The 18,069-nt window shown below is 60.5% G+C and carries 14 protein-coding genes; 7 read left to right on the top strand and 7 right to left on the bottom strand.

The annotated features are described in order from the left end of the window. The first annotated feature begins 28 nt into the window (after positions 1–28). The gene (locus tag B3041_RS08885) at positions 29–580 is read left to right on the top strand and encodes a YbhB/YbcL family Raf kinase inhibitor-like protein (protein ID WP_065649382.1); all 552 of its coding nucleotides are present in this window, start codon (positions 29–31) and stop codon (positions 578–580) included. A 33-nt stretch (positions 581–613) separates the two neighbouring features. Here the strand turns inward: B3041_RS08885 and B3041_RS08880 are convergent, their stop codons facing one another. Genes B3041_RS08880 through B3041_RS08855 form a run of 6 tightly spaced genes read right to left on the bottom strand, consistent with a single transcriptional unit; the run spans position 614 to position 11,610 of the window. Further along, positions 614–2,818, bottom strand: coding sequence for a glycoside hydrolase family 2 protein (locus B3041_RS08880; RefSeq protein ID WP_292971503.1), 2,205 nt, complete (start codon positions 2,816–2,818; stop codon positions 614–616). Then, positions 2,818–5,514 carry a response regulator gene (locus tag B3041_RS08875; protein ID WP_065649380.1) on the bottom strand — a complete coding sequence of 899 codons (2,697 nt, stop codon included), beginning with the start codon at positions 5,512–5,514 and terminating at the stop codon, positions 2,818–2,820. Before B3041_RS08875 ends, B3041_RS08880 begins: the two co-directional genes overlap by 1 nt. A 10-nt stretch (positions 5,515–5,524) precedes the next feature. Next, positions 5,525–6,922, bottom strand: coding sequence for a DUF3131 domain-containing protein (locus tag B3041_RS08870; RefSeq protein WP_065649379.1), 1,398 nt, complete (start codon positions 6,920–6,922; stop codon positions 5,525–5,527). Next, the gene (locus B3041_RS08865; protein WP_292972438.1) at positions 6,907–8,394 is read right to left on the bottom strand and encodes a DUF3131 domain-containing protein; all 1,488 of its coding nucleotides are present in this window, start codon (positions 8,392–8,394) and stop codon (positions 6,907–6,909) included. Before B3041_RS08865 ends, B3041_RS08870 begins: the two co-directional genes overlap by 16 nt. A 59-nt stretch (positions 8,395–8,453) precedes the next feature. Next, entirely contained in the window at positions 8,454–9,797 is a 1,344-nt protein-coding gene (locus B3041_RS08860; protein WP_065649377.1) for a DUF3131 domain-containing protein, read from the bottom strand. Further along, complete coding sequence (locus tag B3041_RS08855) at positions 9,787–11,610, bottom strand: glycosyltransferase (RefSeq protein WP_292971498.1); 1,824 nt, start codon at positions 11,608–11,610, stop codon at positions 9,787–9,789. The genes B3041_RS08860 and B3041_RS08855 overlap by 11 nt, the downstream gene beginning before the upstream one ends. Positions 11,611–11,923: 313 nt before the next feature. Between B3041_RS08855 and opgC the strand changes: the two genes are divergently transcribed. The 5 genes from opgC to B3041_RS08830 are packed head-to-tail and all read left to right on the top strand — an operon-like array spanning position 11,924 to position 16,082. Further along, positions 11,924–13,138: an OpgC domain-containing protein gene (gene opgC / locus B3041_RS08850; protein WP_065649375.1), complete on the top strand. Its 1,215-nt coding sequence runs from the start codon at positions 11,924–11,926 to the stop codon at positions 13,136–13,138. Positions 13,139–13,193: 55 nt separating this feature from the next. Next, positions 13,194–14,066 (top strand): hypothetical protein, encoded by an 873-nt coding sequence (locus tag B3041_RS08845; RefSeq protein ID WP_292972435.1) that lies wholly within the window; start codon positions 13,194–13,196, stop codon positions 14,064–14,066. Positions 14,067–14,076: 10 nt separating this feature from the next. After that, positions 14,077–15,315 (top strand): PP2C family protein-serine/threonine phosphatase, encoded by a 1,239-nt coding sequence (locus B3041_RS08840; RefSeq protein ID WP_065649373.1) that lies wholly within the window; start codon positions 14,077–14,079, stop codon positions 15,313–15,315. Next, positions 15,305–15,637 carry an STAS domain-containing protein gene (locus tag B3041_RS08835; RefSeq protein WP_292971490.1) on the top strand — a complete coding sequence of 111 codons (333 nt, stop codon included), beginning with the start codon at positions 15,305–15,307 and terminating at the stop codon, positions 15,635–15,637. Before B3041_RS08840 ends, B3041_RS08835 begins: the two co-directional genes overlap by 11 nt. Positions 15,638–15,647: 10 nt before the next feature. Beyond that, positions 15,648–16,082: an ATP-binding protein gene (locus B3041_RS08830; protein ID WP_065649371.1), complete on the top strand. Its 435-nt coding sequence runs from the start codon at positions 15,648–15,650 to the stop codon at positions 16,080–16,082. On the opposite strand, the gene B3041_RS08825 is transcribed toward B3041_RS08830, so the two are convergent. Continuing rightward, positions 16,068–17,246, bottom strand: a complete 1,179-nt coding sequence (locus B3041_RS08825; RefSeq protein WP_349678557.1) for an alpha/beta hydrolase — start codon at positions 17,244–17,246, stop codon at positions 16,068–16,070. The two genes, B3041_RS08830 and B3041_RS08825, sit on opposite strands and share 15 nt — an antisense overlap. Before the next feature lie 178 nt (positions 17,247–17,424). On the opposite strand from B3041_RS08825, the gene B3041_RS08820 reads away from it, so the two are divergent. Beyond that, positions 17,425–17,967: a hypothetical protein gene (locus tag B3041_RS08820; RefSeq protein WP_065649369.1), complete on the top strand. Its 543-nt coding sequence runs from the start codon at positions 17,425–17,427 to the stop codon at positions 17,965–17,967. Positions 17,968–18,069: the final 102 nt, after the last annotated feature.

Raw genomic sequence — 18,069 nt, 5'->3', positions numbered from 1 at the left:
GCTCAGCGATTTATTACGGGAGCTTTTGATGAACAGCGTAAAAATGGCGTTACTGGCGCTGGCGTTGCCGGTCAGCGCGCTGGCCGCACCGGTATTCACCCTGCAGTCGCCTGATTTTCAGGATGGAGGTATGCTGCAGAAAGCGTTTGCCGGTAATAAACCGGGCAATCCGGCATGCAGCGGCGAGAACCTGTCGCCCGCGTTCAGCTGGCATGATGCACCGCCTGGCACGCGCAGCTTTGCGCTGCTGATGACCGATCCGGTGGGGGCAAAAGGGCTCGGCGTGGTGCATATGGTGGCGTATAACATTCCGGCCGGACGGCAGCAGTTTGCGCGCGGCGAACTGAGCAGAGGGGCCGGTTATACCGGCGGCACCAACAGCCCCGGCACGGCGCGCTACTATGGACCCTGTCCGCCTGCAGGCAGCGGCATGCATCACTACAATTTTGTGATTATCGCCACCGATCTGCCGGCAGACGCGCTGCCTGCCGGGCTGACGCATGATGCGCTGATCGCTCAGCTTAAAGGCCATGCGCTGGCTGGTGCCACCCGCGTCGGCCGTTTTACCAACGACGAGTAAACCGCCACGCCCGCGACCTTGCCGGGCGGGTCGTTACCTGGCGTCCGCGGGCGCCACCTCCAGCTCCAGCTGGTTTTCTGCCAGCGTTTTTCCCTGTGCGTCGATAAGCCAGGTCTGCACCCGCAGCGGGGCGGCGCTGATGGGGGTGAGCGGGACATCGAGCACCTTAAGGCCGGTGTCAGCGGCTGCCGTGACCTGCCGTTCGCCGCTGGCGAGCAGGTGACTCTGCTGGCCGGCCCGCCAGCGCAGCGTCAGCGCCGGAAACGTCTGCGGCAGGTCGTTGATGACCCAGAGCGACAGCGCGCCGGGCCGGGCAGCCTGCCAGTTCATCGTATGGGGATCGATAGAGGGCAGCAGCGGCTGATAGGCGCGCTGCAGCGCGTAATAGCCCGCTTTCGGCTGACGCCGATAATCCACCACGCCCCAGTTGATTGAAGGCCAGGTCTCAACAAACATAAACTGAAACAGCGCGGTCACCGGCTGAAAGCGCTGACGCCGGTAGCTTTCAGCGGCAACGGCGACCAGCTGCGCCTGATAGCGCTGGGTGTTTTTGATGAAGTCCTGAATGTTCTTGCCCCGGCTGATGCCTGCATTTTTAAACGTCTGGATCGGCTGGAAATTATGATATTTCCAGCGGGTCCAGAGCGGATCACCAGGTTCGGTTGAGGCAGGCCACCATTCGCGGCGCGGAATGATCGTTTTCAGCGTCGCCAGGTCTGGCAGCGCCTGTGCACCAAACTCCGTGACGGTGGCCGTTTTTGCCGGTTCAAGCAGATTATTCAGCGTGCCAAAATACCAGCCTGCCCAGTAGTGCTCCTCCACAGCTGAATAAGGATGCACGATGCGGCTGCGATCTTCCGCCAGCGCGTCGGCTACCCGCCGGGTCAGGGTACGATTGAGATCTTTATGCCAGTCGGGAAAACGCTTTTCCATCCACGGCGAGTTAAACGGCGGCTCGTTCTGGCCGCCCCAGACCACGATAGCCGGTGAGTTGCCAAACTGCCCGATCATCGCGCGGGTCTGCGCCACCGCGTTATCCGCAAATCCGGCAGAGTCGTTATAGCCCCACTGCAGCGGCACATCCTGCCAGATCAGCAGGCCGCGCTCGTCAGCCGCCTCATAAAGCGCACGGCCCGCAACGTGGCCATGCACGCGGATAGCGTTGGCGTTCATCTTCTCCACCAGCGCAAAATCGCGCAGATAGCGCGCTTTATTCATGCTGCTGAGCCACGGCGAGCCGATGTAATTTGTACCGCGAACAAAGATGCGCCGATCGTTGATGCGCCAGCCCTGATTATTTTCCAGCGCCTCCACCTTGCGCAGACCGGTGCGGCTGCTGCGCCGGTCCATGACGCCGCGATCGTCACGGAGCGTGGCGCTGACCTGATAAAGATGCGGCTTGCCGTAATCCACCGGCCACCACAGACGCGCCGCCGGCATCGACAGCGTCACCCGCAGGCGCGCCGGCGCGTCGCCGGTGGCCGCCAGCCGGACGCGCTGCTGCAGCTGAAACGCGGTGCCGGAGAAGTTATCCGGCGCGGCGCGCAGGGTCAGCGTGGCATCAGCCGCGACCGGGGCGCGATAGCGCAGTTCGGCAGAGAGCTGCGGCTGCGCCAGCCCCTGAGACCAGTCAGGACGCAGGATCAGCTGATCGATCGTTGCGCCGCGGCTGATACGCAGCCGCACCGGCGCCCAGATGCCGCCGGAGTTCGCCTCCTGACCGCGATCGCTCCAGGCGCCGCCGGGGCGCGTATCGTGCTGGTTCAGGATCCCTTTCATCAGGTTCTTATGCAGCGGCCAGGTGCCTGGCGTCGCTTCGCGCGGGCTGTCGACCCGCACGGCCAGCCGGTTGTAGCGGCGCAGGCTGTCGGTGAGATCCACGGCAAAGCGCTGGAAATATCCTTCATGCTGCGCCAGCTGGTGACCGTTGAGCCAGACGTCAGCCAGGTAATCAACGCCGTCAAACTCCAGCGTCGCCCGCTGATCCGCCTGCAGCGGCGGCAGCGAGAACTCATGGCGGTACCAGAGCGCGCCCTGATGATCGCGTCCGGCAGTATACCAGTTGGCGGGGACGCGCAGCGTCGGCCATCCGCTGTCCGTGCCGCGCCAGCCGTCAAAGCCGGGCGTATTAGCGTCATGCACGCGCCATTGTCCGGCCAGCGACCAGCTGACCGGTACCTCACTGACCGCCGCAGCGGGCAGGCTGACGATCAGCAGCAGGGGCAGTAACGTTCGCATCAGTTCTCCTCCAGCAGCGTGCGCAGCTGCTGGCGCACCCGGGTACTCTGTTGTGTCAGATCTTCGCGCAGCTGCGCTGCGTCAAGGACATCACCCTGACGGATGTGCGTTTCAGCGGTTTGCAGCGTATGGGTTAACGCCGTAAACCCGAAAATAGCGGCTTCGCCCCGCAGCTTGTGACAGTGGCGTGACACGCTCGTCCAGTCGCTCTCATTCAGCGCGGTCATCAGCTGCGTCTCGATCTCCGTCAGGGATTCGGCAAACAGCAGCAGCAGTTCACGCAGCAGCGACTCGTCCAGCCCGAGCTGCTGTGCCAGCGCGGCGACGTCGCCGGGTGGGGCTGGCATGTCGTCTGCGGCCGGATCGGGCAGCGCCATAACGCGGCCGATCTCCTGGTGCAGCATCTCCTGGCTCACCGGCTTGGCCACGTAGCCATCAAAGCCGTTCTGCAGACAGTACTCCTCGTCGCCTTTCATCGCGTGCGCCGTCATGGCGATGATGCGCTGATGGCGGGGCGGCGACGCGGCGGCTTCGCGTTCGCGGATCAGACGCGTCGCTTTTTCACCGTCCAGCTCCGGCATCTGCAGATCCATCAGCACCAGGTCCCAGCTATCCTGCGCCAGCAGCCTCAGCGCCTCCAGGCCGTTACCGGCGATGGCAAAGTGATGCCCGAGCCGGGTCAGAAAGTGGGCAGCAAGCTTCTGATTCACCAGATTATCTTCGGCGAGCAGAATGCGCAGCGCCTGCGTGGCGGGGTCGGTCACGGGGCTGGCCGGCGCGCTTTCCGGACCGCTGGCGTGCTGGCGCTGGCCGGATGCGGCCGCCAGCGCATCATAGAGCTCACGCTGATCGATCGGTTTTGCCAGAAACTTATCCACGCCAAGCTGCTGCAGCTGTTCCGCGTCCATCGCCCGGCTCATTGAGCTGAGCATAATAATCTGACTGGCTGCCAGCTGCGGGTTGGCACGGATCTCCCGCGCCAGGTCGAGGCCATCCCGATCGGGCATCTGCGCATCCAGCAGGATCAGCGGAAAGTCGGGCTGCGCCTGCAGCAGCGCCAGCGCATCGGCGGCGCTGGCCGCCAGGCTGGGCTGCAGACCCATATTGCGCAGCATATCGCCCAGCAGATGGCGGTTGGTGGCGTTGTCATCCACAACCAGCACCGGTACCGGCGTCAGGCGCAGTGAGTGCCGCACCGGATCGCTGTCGTGCTGCGCCGGCAACGGCAGAGAAAAGGTAAAGGTACTGCCGCGCCCCGGTTCACTCTGTACGGTGAGCGAACCGCCCAGCCGCTCCACCAGCCGGGCAGAGATGGTCAGCCCGAGCCCGGTGCCGCCATATTTGCGGGTGGTAGAGGTGTCTGCCTGGCTGAAGGATTCAAATATCAGCTGCTGCTTCTCCGGTGGAATACCGATGCCGGTGTCGCGCACCTGAAAGCGCAGCCGGTTGTGCGTGGCATCGCGCGTCACGGCCAGTTCAACCTCGCCCTGATGGGTAAATTTCAGCGCGTTGCTGATGAGGTTGGTCAGGATCTGGCGCAGGCGTACAGTGTCAGCGAGAAAGGTAGCGGGGACATCCGGGGTGACGTTAATCAGCAGCTCCAGCGCTTTTTCGCTGGCGGCCGGCATCAGCGGCCGCGCCACGGCGTGCAGAAACGGGCGGATCTCAAACTGCTCTTCATCCAGCTCAATTTTTCCCGCCTCTATTTTGGAGTAGTCGAGAATATCGTTAATGATACGCAGCAGGGTGTGGGCTGAGTGATAGACCAGCGTCATGTACTCACGCTGTTCTGCGGTCAGCCGGGTATCAAGACAGAGCTGCGTCATACCCAGAATACCGTTCATCGGCGTGCGGATCTCATGGCTCATATTTGCCAGAAACGCGCTTTTGGCTTCGTTGGCCGCGTGTGCAGCGGCAATGGCCTGCAGTGAGAGCTGCTCTGCCTCTTTACGCTTGGTAATATCCTGCAGCGTGCCAATGACGCGTTCCGTTTCGCCGCTGACCGTAACGCTGGCCACCTGACCGGAAAGCAGCATCCAGCGGTAGTTGCCGCTGCGGTGCAGCAGGCGAATTTCACGTTCAAACACCGGCAGCTGTTTATTGCTGGCGGAGGCAAACAGCTGCTGCAGCGGTTCGCGATCGTCCGGGTGCAGCAGGGTATCGAGAAAGGTGGCGCTGTAGTGCCAGGTTTCACGCGGATAGCCCAGCATATTGAGCAGCGCATCATTGACCTGCAGCAGATCGTTCTGCTGCTGCCAGTCCCAGATGCCAATCTGGGTCGATTCTGCTGCCAGCACAAAGTCAGCGTGCAGCTGCCGCCGCGACGCGTCAATCAGCGTATAGCCTGAGACGTCAATATGCAGACTGACTATCCCGCCTTCAGGCGTGCGGTTATGCTGGACAAACACCTGCCGGTTAGCAATGCGCCGCATCTCACTGTGGTTGTCGAGCCGGCAGCGGCTCACGAGGTTATCGATCATCGCCTGACGGCTGCGGTCATCCTCTGTCATGTAGGCGGAAGCGATAAAATCCTGCGCCAGCTCGGTCAGCGTCATGCCGACGCGGATACGCTGCTCCATCCCGGGATAGAAACAGACCACCTGCTGGTTATACGCCACCAGCCGCTCCTGCGCGTCATACATCAGCACCGCGGCGCGCAGGGAGTCCAGCGCTTTGGGTAACAGGCTTTCCGGCATCAGTTTCTCCTTATTCTTCGGCCAGCGGGGCGGTGAACGGCAGGCAGCGCTGCGGCACACGGAACGGATCGGCCAGCTGCTGACGGAAGAACTGGCGGCTCCCGGGGTTTTCGCTGTCGATCAGCGGTTTCATGCGGGTTTTAAACAGCAGCGCTTCCAGCACCATCGCGTTAGTGGAGAGGGTGATAGCGCGGTTATAGTCCCCGGTCGCCTCCGTGCGCCCCTCATACCAGCCGCGCGCCGGATCATACTGCAGCCGGGTGGTGCGCATCAGCGCATCGGTAAACGGCGTGTCCCAGAGCGCCCAGAGGCCAAATACCGCACGGGTAGAGACCTGCGCCAGCGTCGGCACCCATTTGTTATCGTCAGTCAGCGTGTTCCAGGCGTAGCCGTTAGCAAAAATGGTGTCGTTGACGTGCCACGGCGCGACGGTGAGGGCAAAATCGCTGCGGGCCGTTAAGATCCCCTGACGCTGCCAGCGCCGCTCCTGCACCTGATAAACCAGACTGGCACGCTGGCGCAGCTGACGGATTTGGGCGCGGTCGGCCCCCGGCAGCTGCCAGCCATACTCCAGCCCGCTCAGCACCCAGGGCAGCGTGGTAATGGCAGCGGGCGTCCAGGTGGTGCGGGGATCGCGGCTGTCGATATCCAGCGCCAGCCCGTCGATAATGACATGCTGCGCCGGAGGCTGCAGCGACTGCTGGTTAGCAAAACCCCACAGCCCGAAGCCGGCGGCGCTGTATTCACTGTCGCCCAGCCGTCCCTCCGGCTGTATGCGCATCTGCTTCTGCTGCCACATACCGGCACTGAGCTGGCCCTGTTTATCCACCACCGGACAGAAGTTCCAGCGCAGGATGATGCGCTGCAGGTATTCACCATACTGCGGGTGAAACGTTGCCACGACCTGCAGCGCCATCATCAGGCGCGCCATATCGCGTGAGGACCAGCCGATCACCTGTGGCGTATTGCTGTAGCCTACCATCGCCAGCGTCCGGCTGTTATAGAGCAGATTGGGCACGCCGCTTTGGGTGAGGGGGAGGCGATTAAGGCTGCCAAGCAGCTGACTGAGCTGGTGGTCAAAACGGCGATCGTCGATAAGCTGCAGCTCACGCGCCGCGGTCAGCGCAATCAGCGTATCCCCCATCTGCCACAGGCTGACGACCGGTCGCCGGTCGCTGCCGCTGACCAGGCCGCTGCCCGGCTCGCTGTTGTTCTCAAAATAGCGCCAGGCCACCGTGGCCCAGCGCTGCTCCTCAGACGTCAGCGCGCCGGTGCGGGCGGTGGTGTGCCAGCCGCCGTTTGCCAGCCAGCGCCAGCCCGCCCCCTCATGACGCAGCAGCAGCCAGGCTCCGAGCGCCAGCAGCAGAGCCACGACCAGCCCGGTGATACGCACTAGGGTTTTAGGCATGAGGTCGCTACCGGCGGAAGTTTAACGGGCGCACTGCTGTCGCAGCGGGCGCATTTGCAGGCGCTGCACTTCGGTGCGCTGCGCACGGCGGTTCCGCTCTGATCGCACCAGGTTTTTATGCCGGGCGTCACCTCCAGGAAAGGCCGGTTGCGACGCGTGTTGTTCTCTTCAAACAGATCCACCAGGCGCTTTTCCCACAGGGAGGGCGCATAGCTGCGGCTGCGCGCATCGTCAGTGTTAAAGCGCAGCAGCTTGCCCTGCTTTTTGAACAGCAGCGCTTCCAGCATGATACCGTTGTTGTTGGCGGTGAACTCCTTGATCGGACCATCGCCATTCTCATAGAGGCCTTCGTAGTAGCCTTTGTCTTTCTCGTCGGCGTTTTCGATCGCGTCAAACAGACGATCGGTATAAGGGGAGTTCCACAGCACCCACATGCCGAGCGCGGCTTTCAGCGAGACAGCCGCCACATTGGGCACATACTGACCCTTGTCAGTAATGGTGTTCCAGTTAAAGCCGTCGCTGAAGACGGTGTCATAGACAAAGTAGGGAGATTTATCGAGCTGGTGTTCGGAGCGCGCCGTCAGGGTGCCGGTGATCATGTAGCGGTTTTCCTGCGCCTGATAAACCCGATCGGCGAAGTTCTTCATCCACGGATGAGAGTGGTTATTGGGGCGCGCTTCACGATCGTCGCTGTTGTCCCAGCCCATCTCCAGGCCGTGCAGCAGGTAGGATTCGGTCACCACATAGTTATGCTGATTGGTCAGCCGCGGATCGCGCGAGTCGTAGGGCACCAGAACACAGTAGATATCCGCCAGCGCATAGGGCTCAGGCCGGCTCGCCTGACAGGTGGTGAATCCCCACAGCTGATAGCCCGCCGCCGCATACTCCTCATAGCCGAGCCGGCCCTCCTGCACATACTGAGGCTGCTTCTGCTTATCGAGGTAGGCGCCATAGAGCGTGCCGCACTCATCCACTACGTGGGTAAAGTCCCAGCCCAGCACGACGTTATCAATGCTGTTGCCATGCTCCGGATAGCGCTCTTTGATAATCTTCAGCCAGAGCAGCATGCGGCCAATATCGATAGCGGAGAAGCCAATCTCGCCCGGTTTGTTCAGGTAGTCCACCTTCTGACCGGTAATGGTGTTGTAGGCTTTGTTGGGTACCTGGTTCTGAAACAGCACCAGCTTGTTCAGCGTGGCGATAAACTGCAGAAAGCGGCGATCAAACTCCGCCTTGTCTATGATCCCCAGCTCGCGTGCTGCGGTCAGCGCGGCCAGATATGAGCCGCTGTCCCACATGGTGGTGGAGGGGTATTTATTCACCGCGTTCACCAGACCGGTGGTGGGCTGGTAGTTAGCGACAAAATAGGACCAGGCGTTGCGCGCCACCTGCATCTCCCGCGGCGTCAGGTCACCGTGGCGGCTTTTATAGTCAGAAGCGGGCAGGCTGACAGCCGCCTGCAGCGGCAGCATCCACAGGGCCAGCAGCAGCGTCAGCCCCGCCAGGCCAGCGTGTCGTAGCGATAGCACTCTCATTGTTCTTGCTCCTTGTTGCGTGCGGTTGCGGGGGGCTGAGACAGGCAGCCCAGGCAGAGCAGCTGTCCGTGGGCGATATAGGAGAGACTCTCCAGCACCATCGCATTGGTATCGGCATTCAGGGCAGCGTTCACGCTGCCGTCAGGGTTAAAGCCCGCCTGCCAGCCTTTGCCCGGCACCAGCAGCGGCAGCATCTGCTGGCGCAGTGCCTCGCTCCAGCTGTTACGGAACAGGGCATACCAGGCAAAGGCGGTGCGGACCGAGAGCAGCGCCTGATTGGGCAGCGGGGCAACGGTATGCTGCGGTGCCCCGCGCTGCGGCTGACGGCCCGGCAGCGCCGCGTTGAAATCCGGCGCCTGTTCGGCATAGTCGGCGCTGATGTCACCGCGCGAATCGGGTTTGCCGGTGCGCTGCTGCAGGATTTGCATAATGCGCCAGCTGATCTCGCCGCTGCGCGCATCAAAGCCCTGCTCCAGCCCGGTCAGCAGGTAGGGCGAACTGATAAGCGACGGCTGCTTGCCCCACGGCGTGCGGATCCCTTCATCAGGCACCGCGTGCCCCTCAATCTCAATCATCTTCAGTCCGTCCGGCGGCTGGCTGACCGCCAGTCCCGCCGTGCTGTTGATCAGCCGCAGCACGCTGCCCGCATAGAGACGGTAGCCGTAGCTTCCGCGCGGGTCGTCGCTGCGGATCACCCAGCGATTGACCGGCAGGCTGGCGCCCTGCGGACCGCTGCTCTGCAGCAGCGCATTCAGCTGCCAGCCCGCCAGCAGCTGCTGTACGGCGACGGCGTGCTGCGGATAGCGCCACAGCAGGATCTGCAGCGGCATCAGCAGACGGCCCATATCGATAGCGGAGCCGGGGCGCGCCGTCTCCTGATCGAGCGGCGTCAGGGTGTCCGCCTGATAGAAGGCGGCGGGGAGGTTATCCGGCTGCAGCGGCAGCCGGCCCAGCGCCTCAAGCGCGGAGCTGATGCGATCGTCAAACTCAGCGGCATCAATCACCTCCAGCTGGCGGGCGGCAATGGTTGCCAGCAGATAGCTGCCGCTGCTCCACAGGCTCAGCCAGGGATTATCCGCTTCCGCATTCGCCAGCCCGTTGGGCTGGGTGTTGTTGACAAAGTATTGCCACGCCACGCGTGCCCATACCGCTTCTTCGAACGTCAGCTCACGCGTTTCCGGCAGCGCGGGGAAGCGTTCGCTCAGGATAATTCCGTCCGTGGTTTCCGTGCGGGTGGGCATCTGATGCTCGACCCACAGCACAATGGCAAAGCCAATCAGAAAACCGATCAGAATGGTGAGATAGCTGCGTGCGCTGTAGAGTCCCGCTTTAAGGCTCATGATCTGCCGTCTCCTGTGCCGGCGGCGTCCAGAGCGCAGCCATAATCATGGGCAGCATCGCCGCGATATTGACGGCCCCCCAGAAAATGTTGATGACGTAACCAGAGGGGTCGTCCACGTTGCCGCGCGCGACCTGTATGCCGCCCCAGATAAGCCCGAGCAGCGTCAGCGCGACAATGGCCAGCTGCGGCTTCACCAGGTAGAGAAAACGCCCGCTCTGCCGCTCCTTTGGCGTGACGTGAAACTTGATTTTTTCCCCGCGCAGCACCGTACCCAATGCCCGCAGGTTGACAGAGAAGAACGCCAGATAGGAGGCGCGACCGTCCCAGGCGGAGATCCCCCAGGTGCCAAACATAAAGGCGAGCTCGGAGACGATAAAGAACGGCAGAAAATGCAGGTAGAAGGGCGTTGAGTAAGCGGCCACCGGCGGAATACCGGTAAACAGGTAGATCAGCGGCGAGATAAGAAACACCGTGTTCCAGATGCAGGCCAGATAGGACCAGAACGTCGTGCCGTACATCAGCGTTTGTGCGGCGCTGAGTTTAAAGCGGCGGCGGCTGAAAATCTTGTCATGAAACAGAATATCCAGCGAACCCGCAGCGTACTTAAAGCGCTGGATCATCCAGGTCAGCAGATCCTGCGGCGAGAGCATTTTAGATTCAATGCCCGGATGCATCACCGAACGCCAGCGGCGACCGGCGTCACCGTGCAGCACAATGGAGGTATAGATATCTTCAGAGACGTGAAACTTGTAGGGCGTGAGTTCGGTGTCAGCGATAACGTGCGGACGCATCGCCTGCGACAGCGCCTGGCGCGTCTCCTCATCGCGGATATCCTGCGTAAAGCGCGCAATCTCTTCCTCTACGTTAAAGGCGTAGCTGCGCAGGGCGGCCTGCATAACGGCTTCGCGCCGGTGGACAGAGGCGGCACCGCAGCAGAACGCCGCGTTGGCCGCATTGCGGCGGCGCAGGATCACGTCGTAGAACATACGCGGATCGTTAAAGAAGGGATCGCTGCCGACGGTAAGCGGGCCGAATAGTTTTTCACTCACGCTGCCGATCAGCCAGCCAGGCCAGCCGGTCCGGCGGCGCAGCCATGCCGGCAGGCGCTCACCTTCAGGCAGGTCATAAAACCACTGCGGCGTCTGCACCCAGGCGACGTCGGGATCGCGGAAATAGCCCAGCGTGTGCACCAGCAGCGTCGGGAAAACACGGGTATCCGCATCGCAGATCACCAGAAAATCGCCGTCAGTGTGCTCCATGCCGTTGCGGATATTGCCCGCCTTGAACCCGGTGTTGTTGTCGCGGGTTATGTAATTGACCCCCTCCTGCTCACACACCGCGCGCATCTCCGGGCGACGACCATCGTCCAGCACGTGCACCTTGTAATCGATAGCGGCGGGATAGTGCACCTTACAGGCATCCTGAATCGACAGCCTGACCAGCTCCGGATCTTCTGAGTAGGTTGCAATAAACAGGTCAACCCGGATAGGACGCGGCGCGGCCTGATCTGCCGGCAGCAGGCACTGGTTAATCTCCTCCGGCGCAGGCGGACAGGGCGGATCTTTCTCCTGCCAGATATTGATGGTGAACAGCAGCGTGCCAAACCAGGCGCAGGTTTCTGCCAGCGCCAGCGGCACCGCATACCAGAGCGCATCGGGGTTCAGCGAGGACATCCAGCGCCAGCGAATGTAGTTTGCGCCCAGAATCAGTCCGGCAACGGCCAGCACCTGCCAGCAGATAACGATCCAGCGCGGTGTCTGCAGCGCCGCAGGGGGGCGACGCTGTTCAAAACGGGAAAAGTAATGGTCCATGGCATCCTGTCTCACATCCTGCAAAAAGGGCATCTGACCTGGTGAACGCTTTAAGAAAAGCTGAATGAATGAATTATTTTAAAACAGATCACTAAAATTTATTATTTGCGTCTGGCTTTCTGTTGCTGACGTTTACAGAGCATGACGATATAAGAAAAGATATAGCTGGCAAAATGCGGTTTTAACAGCTTATTTAGCGCTATATTTGCTAAAAGGTGATTTATTACACAGCGGAGCTACACTTTTCCTTACATCTGAAATATATATTATATTAATGTTTTTACTCATCCTTTATCAGCAGGACTAATGCGTTATGAGCGAATCTGCCGTCGCGGCTGCGCCGTCTGTCACCGTGCCGCACACATGGCGTTATGCTGTGCCTGGCCGGCGCGATCTGCGCATTGATATGCTGCGCGGGATTGCGCTGGTGATGATGGTCGTGGCCCATACTGAACTGCTCTCCGTGATCAATATCTTTACCTGGGAGCGATTTGGCCTGACGACAGGGGCTGAAGGGTTTGTCATCCTTTCCGGCTTTATGCTCGGTATGCTCAACCGGCAGCGGCTGCAAAAAGAGGTGCTGCTGACAATTGGCTGGACGCTATGGCGGCGGGCAGGGAAGATCTATCTGGTGAATATCGTCATCGTGCTGCTGATTTTGCTGTTCTCCGCGCTGCCATTTATCAACACTTTTGAGGTCACGCACTTTGTCGATCGCTACTCCGGTACGGTCTGGGCGCTGTTTCCCGCTACGCCGCAGATCAAAGAGACCTGGTTTAATATTGTGCTTTACCTGCAGATTGGTCCGCATCAGACGCAGATCCTCGGCCTCTATATCTGCCTGCTGCTGATCAGCCCGCTGTTTCTCTGGCTGCTGCAGTCGCGGCGCGCGGGCTGGCTGATCGCCGCGTCGCTGCTGGGCTATCTCGCTTACCAGCGCTGGCCGCTGCGGCTTACCGTCTCCGAATTTGAATTCGCCTTTCCCTTACTGGCGTGGCAGCTGATTTACGTGCTTGGCATGTGCTGTGGCTGGTTCAAAGATGAGCTGACCTCGCTGGCGCGCACCCCGGCGGGCTATGCGGCGATCGCGCTTATGGTGATTTATGCATTGGTGATGATGTTCGTTGCACAGAACCATACCAATCCGTTTATGCCGCCGGCGCTGCTGCTGCACATCATTCCGCCCGCTGATTTCAACTGGTTCTATCATCACCTTGCCGCCAAAAATGCGCTGGGCCCGTGCCGGGTAATCAACGACTTTTGCCTGATTTTACTGGTCTATCTGATCCTCACCCGCTGCTGGTGGCCCATTAACAGGGTGGCGGGCTGGTTTCTGATCCCGCTCGGTCAGCATTCGCTTTACACCTTTATCCTGCACGTATTTGTGGTGCTGGGCGTCAGCCAGTTCGTCACCTTTGATTTGTGGCAGCAGGCGTGGCTGCGCAACACCGCTATCCATCTGGGCGCACTGGGTCTGCTGTGGTGGATGGCTAAGAAAGAGATTGGCGGACGTTTTATTCCTAATTGATCGGAGACATCAGATGGAATACGGGCAGCGGGCAGGGATAACGTGCGGTGTGGTGATGCTGGTGGCAGGTACGCTTAACGCCTCAGCGGCAGAGATCCGCTCCGATCAGGGGGCCGCGGCAGAGAGCAGTGAACCGATTCAGGCGGGCGTGTTTACCAGCCGCTGGGGACGGCTCTTTTCCGGTAACAAAGATACTTTCTCCGGCGCGCTGAGTTTTTCAAGCGGGCTGAAAGAGCAGTGGCTGACCATCCCGAACGGCTCTGAATCTGCGCAGCAAAAGAAGAAGATTAATCAGCTGCTGAACCTGAGCATGCAGTATTCACCTTATAGCTACTGGTTTGCCAACGTTACCCTGCGCGCGCCAGTCAGCGATTTTGACCAGTACACGACTGATTTTCGCTACAGTTTTGGCTATGACGACTGGCATGCCAACACCTTCAGCCTGGTCTACAGCAACTATGGCGATAACCATCTGTTTCCCTCCGGTAATAAGCGCTTTACCTACTTTGAGCAGGGCGCGTTTACCTTCGCCTATAAATTTTCACTGCCAAAACCGCTTGAGCGTCATCTGCTGATTAATGACGGAGATGCGCTGACCTGCCAGCTCGGCTACAGCTGGGTGCCACGCTACTATTCGCTGGCGGATAACGATCTGCGCGCCAACAAGCAGGTCATGCTGGGCGGCTGCGGTTACACCTTTAAACAGCACTTCTTTGTCCGCGCCACCGCATTCTGGTATCCGCACGCCAGCCAGCAGCAGCCGTGGAACGGAGATTACAGTTACAGCTTTGGCTATGCCGGTTATACGCCCGGCTCTTTCTCATTGCAGTACAGCAACTATAGCGGTACCCGCTTTCCTGGCAGGAGCAGTGCGAACGCAAAGTTTCGTGAGGGGACGGTATCACTGATTTGGTTTTTGCCGTTTTAGGAAGGTATGTATGCAGCCTGTTTCCGCACAATCCGTACTGATTGTTGATGATGCGCTTACCTGGCGTAAGCTGCTGGCCGGACTGCTGCGGCAGTGGGGCTATCACGTGCTGGAGGCAGAAGAGGGTGAGCAGGCGCTGGCGCTGCTGCAGCAGCATCCGGTCAATCTGCTGATTAGCGACTGGGAGATGCCGGTTATGGACGGGCTGACCCTGTGCCGTCAGGTACGTGAGCAGTTCCGGCAGCGTTATATCTATGTGATCCTGCTGACAGTGCGCGAAAGCACCGACGATTTACGCGCCGGCTTCGCCGCCGGGGCGGATGATTTTCTGCGTAAGCCGGTAAACCGGGTTGAGCTGCAGGCGCGGCTGCATGCCGGAGAGCGCATTCTGCAGCTGGAGGCGACGCTGGAGAGCCGCAACCAGAGTCTGCAGCAGGCGCTGCAGCAGATCGAAACCGATCTGCAGGCTGCCGCCGCGTTGCAGCGCAGTATATTGCCGCCGCACGCCATTCATCACGCCGGCTGGTTTGCTGACTGGCTGTTTATACCTTCTGCCTGGGTCTCCGGCGATATCTTTCATTTTTTTCCGCTGGACGGGCAGGCGCTCGGTTTCTATAGCGTCGATGTCTCCGGGCACGGCGTATCGGCAGCGATGATGTCGGTAGCGGTAGCGCGTCAGTTCCTCCACGGCCGTACGGTAGAACGGTTTCTTTACAGCGGCGAGGCGATTACGCCGCCCGCCGCGGTGGTGGCGATACTGAATGAACGCTTTGTGGCGCAAAGCAGCGATGTCACCAGCTACTTCACTATGGTGTATGGCGTCATCGATCGTCAGAGCGGTGCCGGACGGCTCTGTCAGGCCGGCCATCCTCCGCCGCTGATTGTGGCGCGCGATGGCGCAATCCGGATTGCCGGTGAGGGGGGTGCGCCGGTAGGACTGCTCGACGATCTGAGCTGGGAAGAGGTGAGCTTTACGCTGGCGCCTGGCGAACGGCTCTGCCTCTACAGCGATGGCATTACCGAATGTGAAAATCCCCGGCAGGAGATGTTTGGTATGGCGCGGCTGCAGGCGCTGCTGGCCGGGCAGGCTTGCCAGCCGGCAGAGAGTCTGCTGCAGACGCTGCACCAGCAGCTTAACCGCTGGCGCGAACTGCCCGCAGACAGTACCGCACCGGCAGGTGATGACATTTCACTGCTGGTTATTGAACGCCTCAACCCGGACGAACAGGAGTCTGCACATGAAGTTTGAATCTGACACAGTGGATAACACCCGTATTCTGACACCGATGGTACGACGACTGGACGCCGCTGTGGCGCTGCCCTTTAAGCAGCAGGTGCTGGAGGAGATCCGGCAGGGCACGCGCGCGCTCATCCTCGACTTTTCACGCGTGGATTTTATCGACAGCAGCTGTCTGGGCGCGCTGATTTCTATTCTGAAATCGCTCAATGGTGGCCAGCTGATCCTGTGCGCCCTGAACAGCAATATCAAAAGTATGTTCACCCTGACCCGGATGGATCGGGTCTTTACCCTGTGCGCCGATCGCGATGAGGCGCTGCGGACGCTGCAATAAGGAGGGGCCTATGCACCACGCAGTTGCCACAGAGACGCTGACGCTGCCCGCCACGCTAAATAGCCTGACCCGTCTTGGTAACGCGCTGCGCCGTTTTCTGCAGCCGCTTCAGCTGGCGGAGAGCTGGATCTATCCGCTCGATCTGGCGCTGTGCGAAGCGGCAAGCAATATTATCCGCCACGGTTATCAGGATGATGCGCAGCAGCACTATCGGGTTCATTTTGCCTGCGATGAGCAGGGCGTCACCGTCACGCTGTATGATAGTGGGCAGCCGGTGCCGGAGACGCTGCTGAAGAGCGCGCAGGGTGGTTTTGATGAGATCGGTCTGCTGGATGAGGGCGGCCGGGGCTGGCCGCTGATCTACGCCAGCGTGGATCGCGTCAGCTATCAGCGTCAGCCGGCTGAGAACCAGCTGACGCTGTGGCGGGCGCTACCGGGTGTCTGAAGGTTTAAACAGCTGCTGCACAAATGCGATATAGGCCGGACGCCAGACATCCATTTCATGCCCGAGGCCAGGGTAGCTGTGCCACTCATGCCGGATTTTCTGCTGCTCCAGCAGCGCCTGCAGCCCGGTCATATCGCGGCCGGTGATGATGTCGTCGCCGCCTGCCGCCAGTGAAAACAGGCGCAGCTGACGATTAATGGCGGCGGGCTTTTTCAGCTGTGCGGCAACGCGAAAGTCAGGCACGGTTTCTGTGGTGACGCCGCTGAAGACGCCAAGCCAGGCAAACTGATCCAGATGCCGCATGCCGCTGACCAGCGCCTGGTAACCGCCCTGAGAGAGCCCCGCCAGCGCCTGACTGTTGGCGTCGCGGCGCACGCGGTAGCGCTGAGCGATCCGCGGAATAATCTCCTGCGTTAATTCGCGGTCGGCCGCCTGTGCGTTACGCGGATAGAAGGTTTCACGCCGGGAAGCGGGCGCAAACGCCTCAGGGATGGCATCACTGATATCCGTCTCCGTGTCCGGGATCACCACCAGCATCGGGACAATTTTACCTTCCGCCAGCAGGTTATCCATGATCTGCGGGATGCGTCCCTGCGTCACCGCCGAGAGCGCGGTATCACCGAAGCCGTGATAGAAATAGAGCACGGGCAGGGGATCCGGCGTGTTCTCCGCGCCCGGCGGTACCCAGACTGCCAGCTGCCGTTCGCGCTTCAGCACATCGGAGTGCCAGGTCAGGGTATGAATTTCGCCATGCGGGACCTGACGCGTATCCAGCAGGCTGCCGGGCACCAGAATCAGGCTGGTATTCACCTGACGCTGTGGTTTAGGCAGTGGATTCCCGGTATCGATGCTGCGAAAGCCATCTACGTTAAAGAAATATTCATACAGGCTCGGGGTAAGCGGTTCACTGGTGAAGCGCCAGATACCCCGCTCATCCCTGGTCATGGGATGCGCGACATAGCGGTCAGGCGTGGCGCCGGTGACCACATCCACCGCTTTTGCAGAGGGCGCCCACAGCCGCCAGGTTATACTGTTATCGGCATTCACCGCAGAGAGATACTGTTCAGGGATCAGCGTATCTGGCGGGCGCTGCGGCAGAGGCTGCGCGCAGGTTCCTGCGCTCCACAGTGCAGTGCAGACCAGGGCAATAAGTGAGTAACGCATCAGTTTTCCTTACCAATAGACGGTATTGCAAGTGTGGCACAGCGCGCCCGAAATAGAGAAAACTAACAGGAAAAGTGTGAAAGCCGCAGGGGATTTGCACCGGGCGTAGCGGGAACGGCGAACTGCGCTACCTTTAAGTGATCGCGCATTAATTAACATCATCAATAGGGAGACAGCGGTGAAAATAGCCTGTTTAGCCTGGGGGTCGCTGATCTGGAAACCCGGCGAACTGCCGGTTGCCGGCGAGTGGCATGCGGATGGTCCGGCGCTGCCGGTGGAGTTTTGCCGCATTGGCGATGGAGGAGAGCTGGCCACGGCGCTTTGTATGAACGCGGCGCCGGTAAACGTCTACTGGGCCGGGCTGGCAGACGTTTCGCTGCCGGAAGCCATAGCGGCACTGCGCCTCCGTGAAGCGATTCCCGATGAGCGCGAAGATGGTGTGGGCATACTGCTTCATCCGCAGAGTACGCCAGGGATGCTCAGCGCCTGGGCGCAGGATCGTCGCCTTGATGCGGTAATCTGGACCGCGCTGCCGCCGCGCTATCAGCATCAGGAGGGCTTGATCCCCAGCTGTGACGAGGCGCTTGCGCATCTCGCCAGCCTGAAGGGTGAAGCGGCTGAACACGCTTTTGATTATATCCGGCGCGTGCCGGCGCAGTTTGACACCGCTTATCGCCAGCGCCTTCAGGCGTTGATCGACACGTCAGCAGAAGTCGCTTAGAACCGCGTAAAAAAGTGGCAGCCTGCGGCGGGATAGCGTAAATTTACGGCTTAACCCGGAAAAAGGTCCTATACCATGTCGCCAGCACAGCTGAAAAAAGCG

The organism is Pantoea sp. UBA4549 (assembly GCF_002387285.1).
GTDB lineage: Bacteria > Pseudomonadota > Gammaproteobacteria > Enterobacterales > Enterobacteriaceae > Pantoea > Pantoea borealis.
The sequence above is the reverse complement of the archived record's forward strand: the minus strand, read 5'-3'. Positions and strand labels throughout refer to the sequence as shown.

What these genes read in the sequence shown, in the direction of transcription:
- B3041_RS08885 (WP_065649382.1), top strand. Translation starts at nt 29, where the DNA reads ATGAACAGCGTAAAAATGGCGTTACTGGCGCTGGCGTTGCCGGTCAGC.
- B3041_RS08880 (WP_292971503.1), bottom strand. Translation starts at nt 2,818, where the DNA reads ATGCGAACGTTACTGCCCCTGCTGCTGATCGTCAGCCTGCCCGCTGCG.
- B3041_RS08875 (WP_065649380.1), bottom strand. Translation starts at nt 5,514, where the DNA reads ATGCCGGAAAGCCTGTTACCCAAAGCGCTGGACTCCCTGCGCGCCGCG.
- B3041_RS08870 (WP_065649379.1), bottom strand. Translation starts at nt 6,922, where the DNA reads ATGCCTAAAACCCTAGTGCGTATCACCGGGCTGGTCGTGGCTCTGCTG.
- B3041_RS08865 (WP_292972438.1), bottom strand. Translation starts at nt 8,394, where the DNA reads ATGCTGCCGCTGCAGGCGGCTGTCAGCCTGCCCGCTTCTGACTATAAA.
- B3041_RS08860 (WP_065649377.1), bottom strand. Translation starts at nt 9,797, where the DNA reads ATGAGCCTTAAAGCGGGACTCTACAGCGCACGCAGCTATCTCACCATT.
- B3041_RS08855 (WP_292971498.1), bottom strand. Translation starts at nt 11,610, where the DNA reads ATGGACCATTACTTTTCCCGTTTTGAACAGCGTCGCCCCCCTGCGGCG.
- opgC (WP_065649375.1), top strand. Translation starts at nt 11,924, where the DNA reads ATGAGCGAATCTGCCGTCGCGGCTGCGCCGTCTGTCACCGTGCCGCAC.
- B3041_RS08845 (WP_292972435.1), top strand. Translation starts at nt 13,194, where the DNA reads ATGCTGGTGGCAGGTACGCTTAACGCCTCAGCGGCAGAGATCCGCTCC.
- B3041_RS08840 (WP_065649373.1), top strand. Translation starts at nt 14,077, where the DNA reads ATGCAGCCTGTTTCCGCACAATCCGTACTGATTGTTGATGATGCGCTT.
- B3041_RS08835 (WP_292971490.1), top strand. Translation starts at nt 15,305, where the DNA reads ATGAAGTTTGAATCTGACACAGTGGATAACACCCGTATTCTGACACCG.
- B3041_RS08830 (WP_065649371.1), top strand. Translation starts at nt 15,648, where the DNA reads ATGCACCACGCAGTTGCCACAGAGACGCTGACGCTGCCCGCCACGCTA.
- B3041_RS08825 (WP_349678557.1), bottom strand. Translation starts at nt 17,246, where the DNA reads ATGCGTTACTCACTTATTGCCCTGGTCTGCACTGCACTGTGGAGCGCA.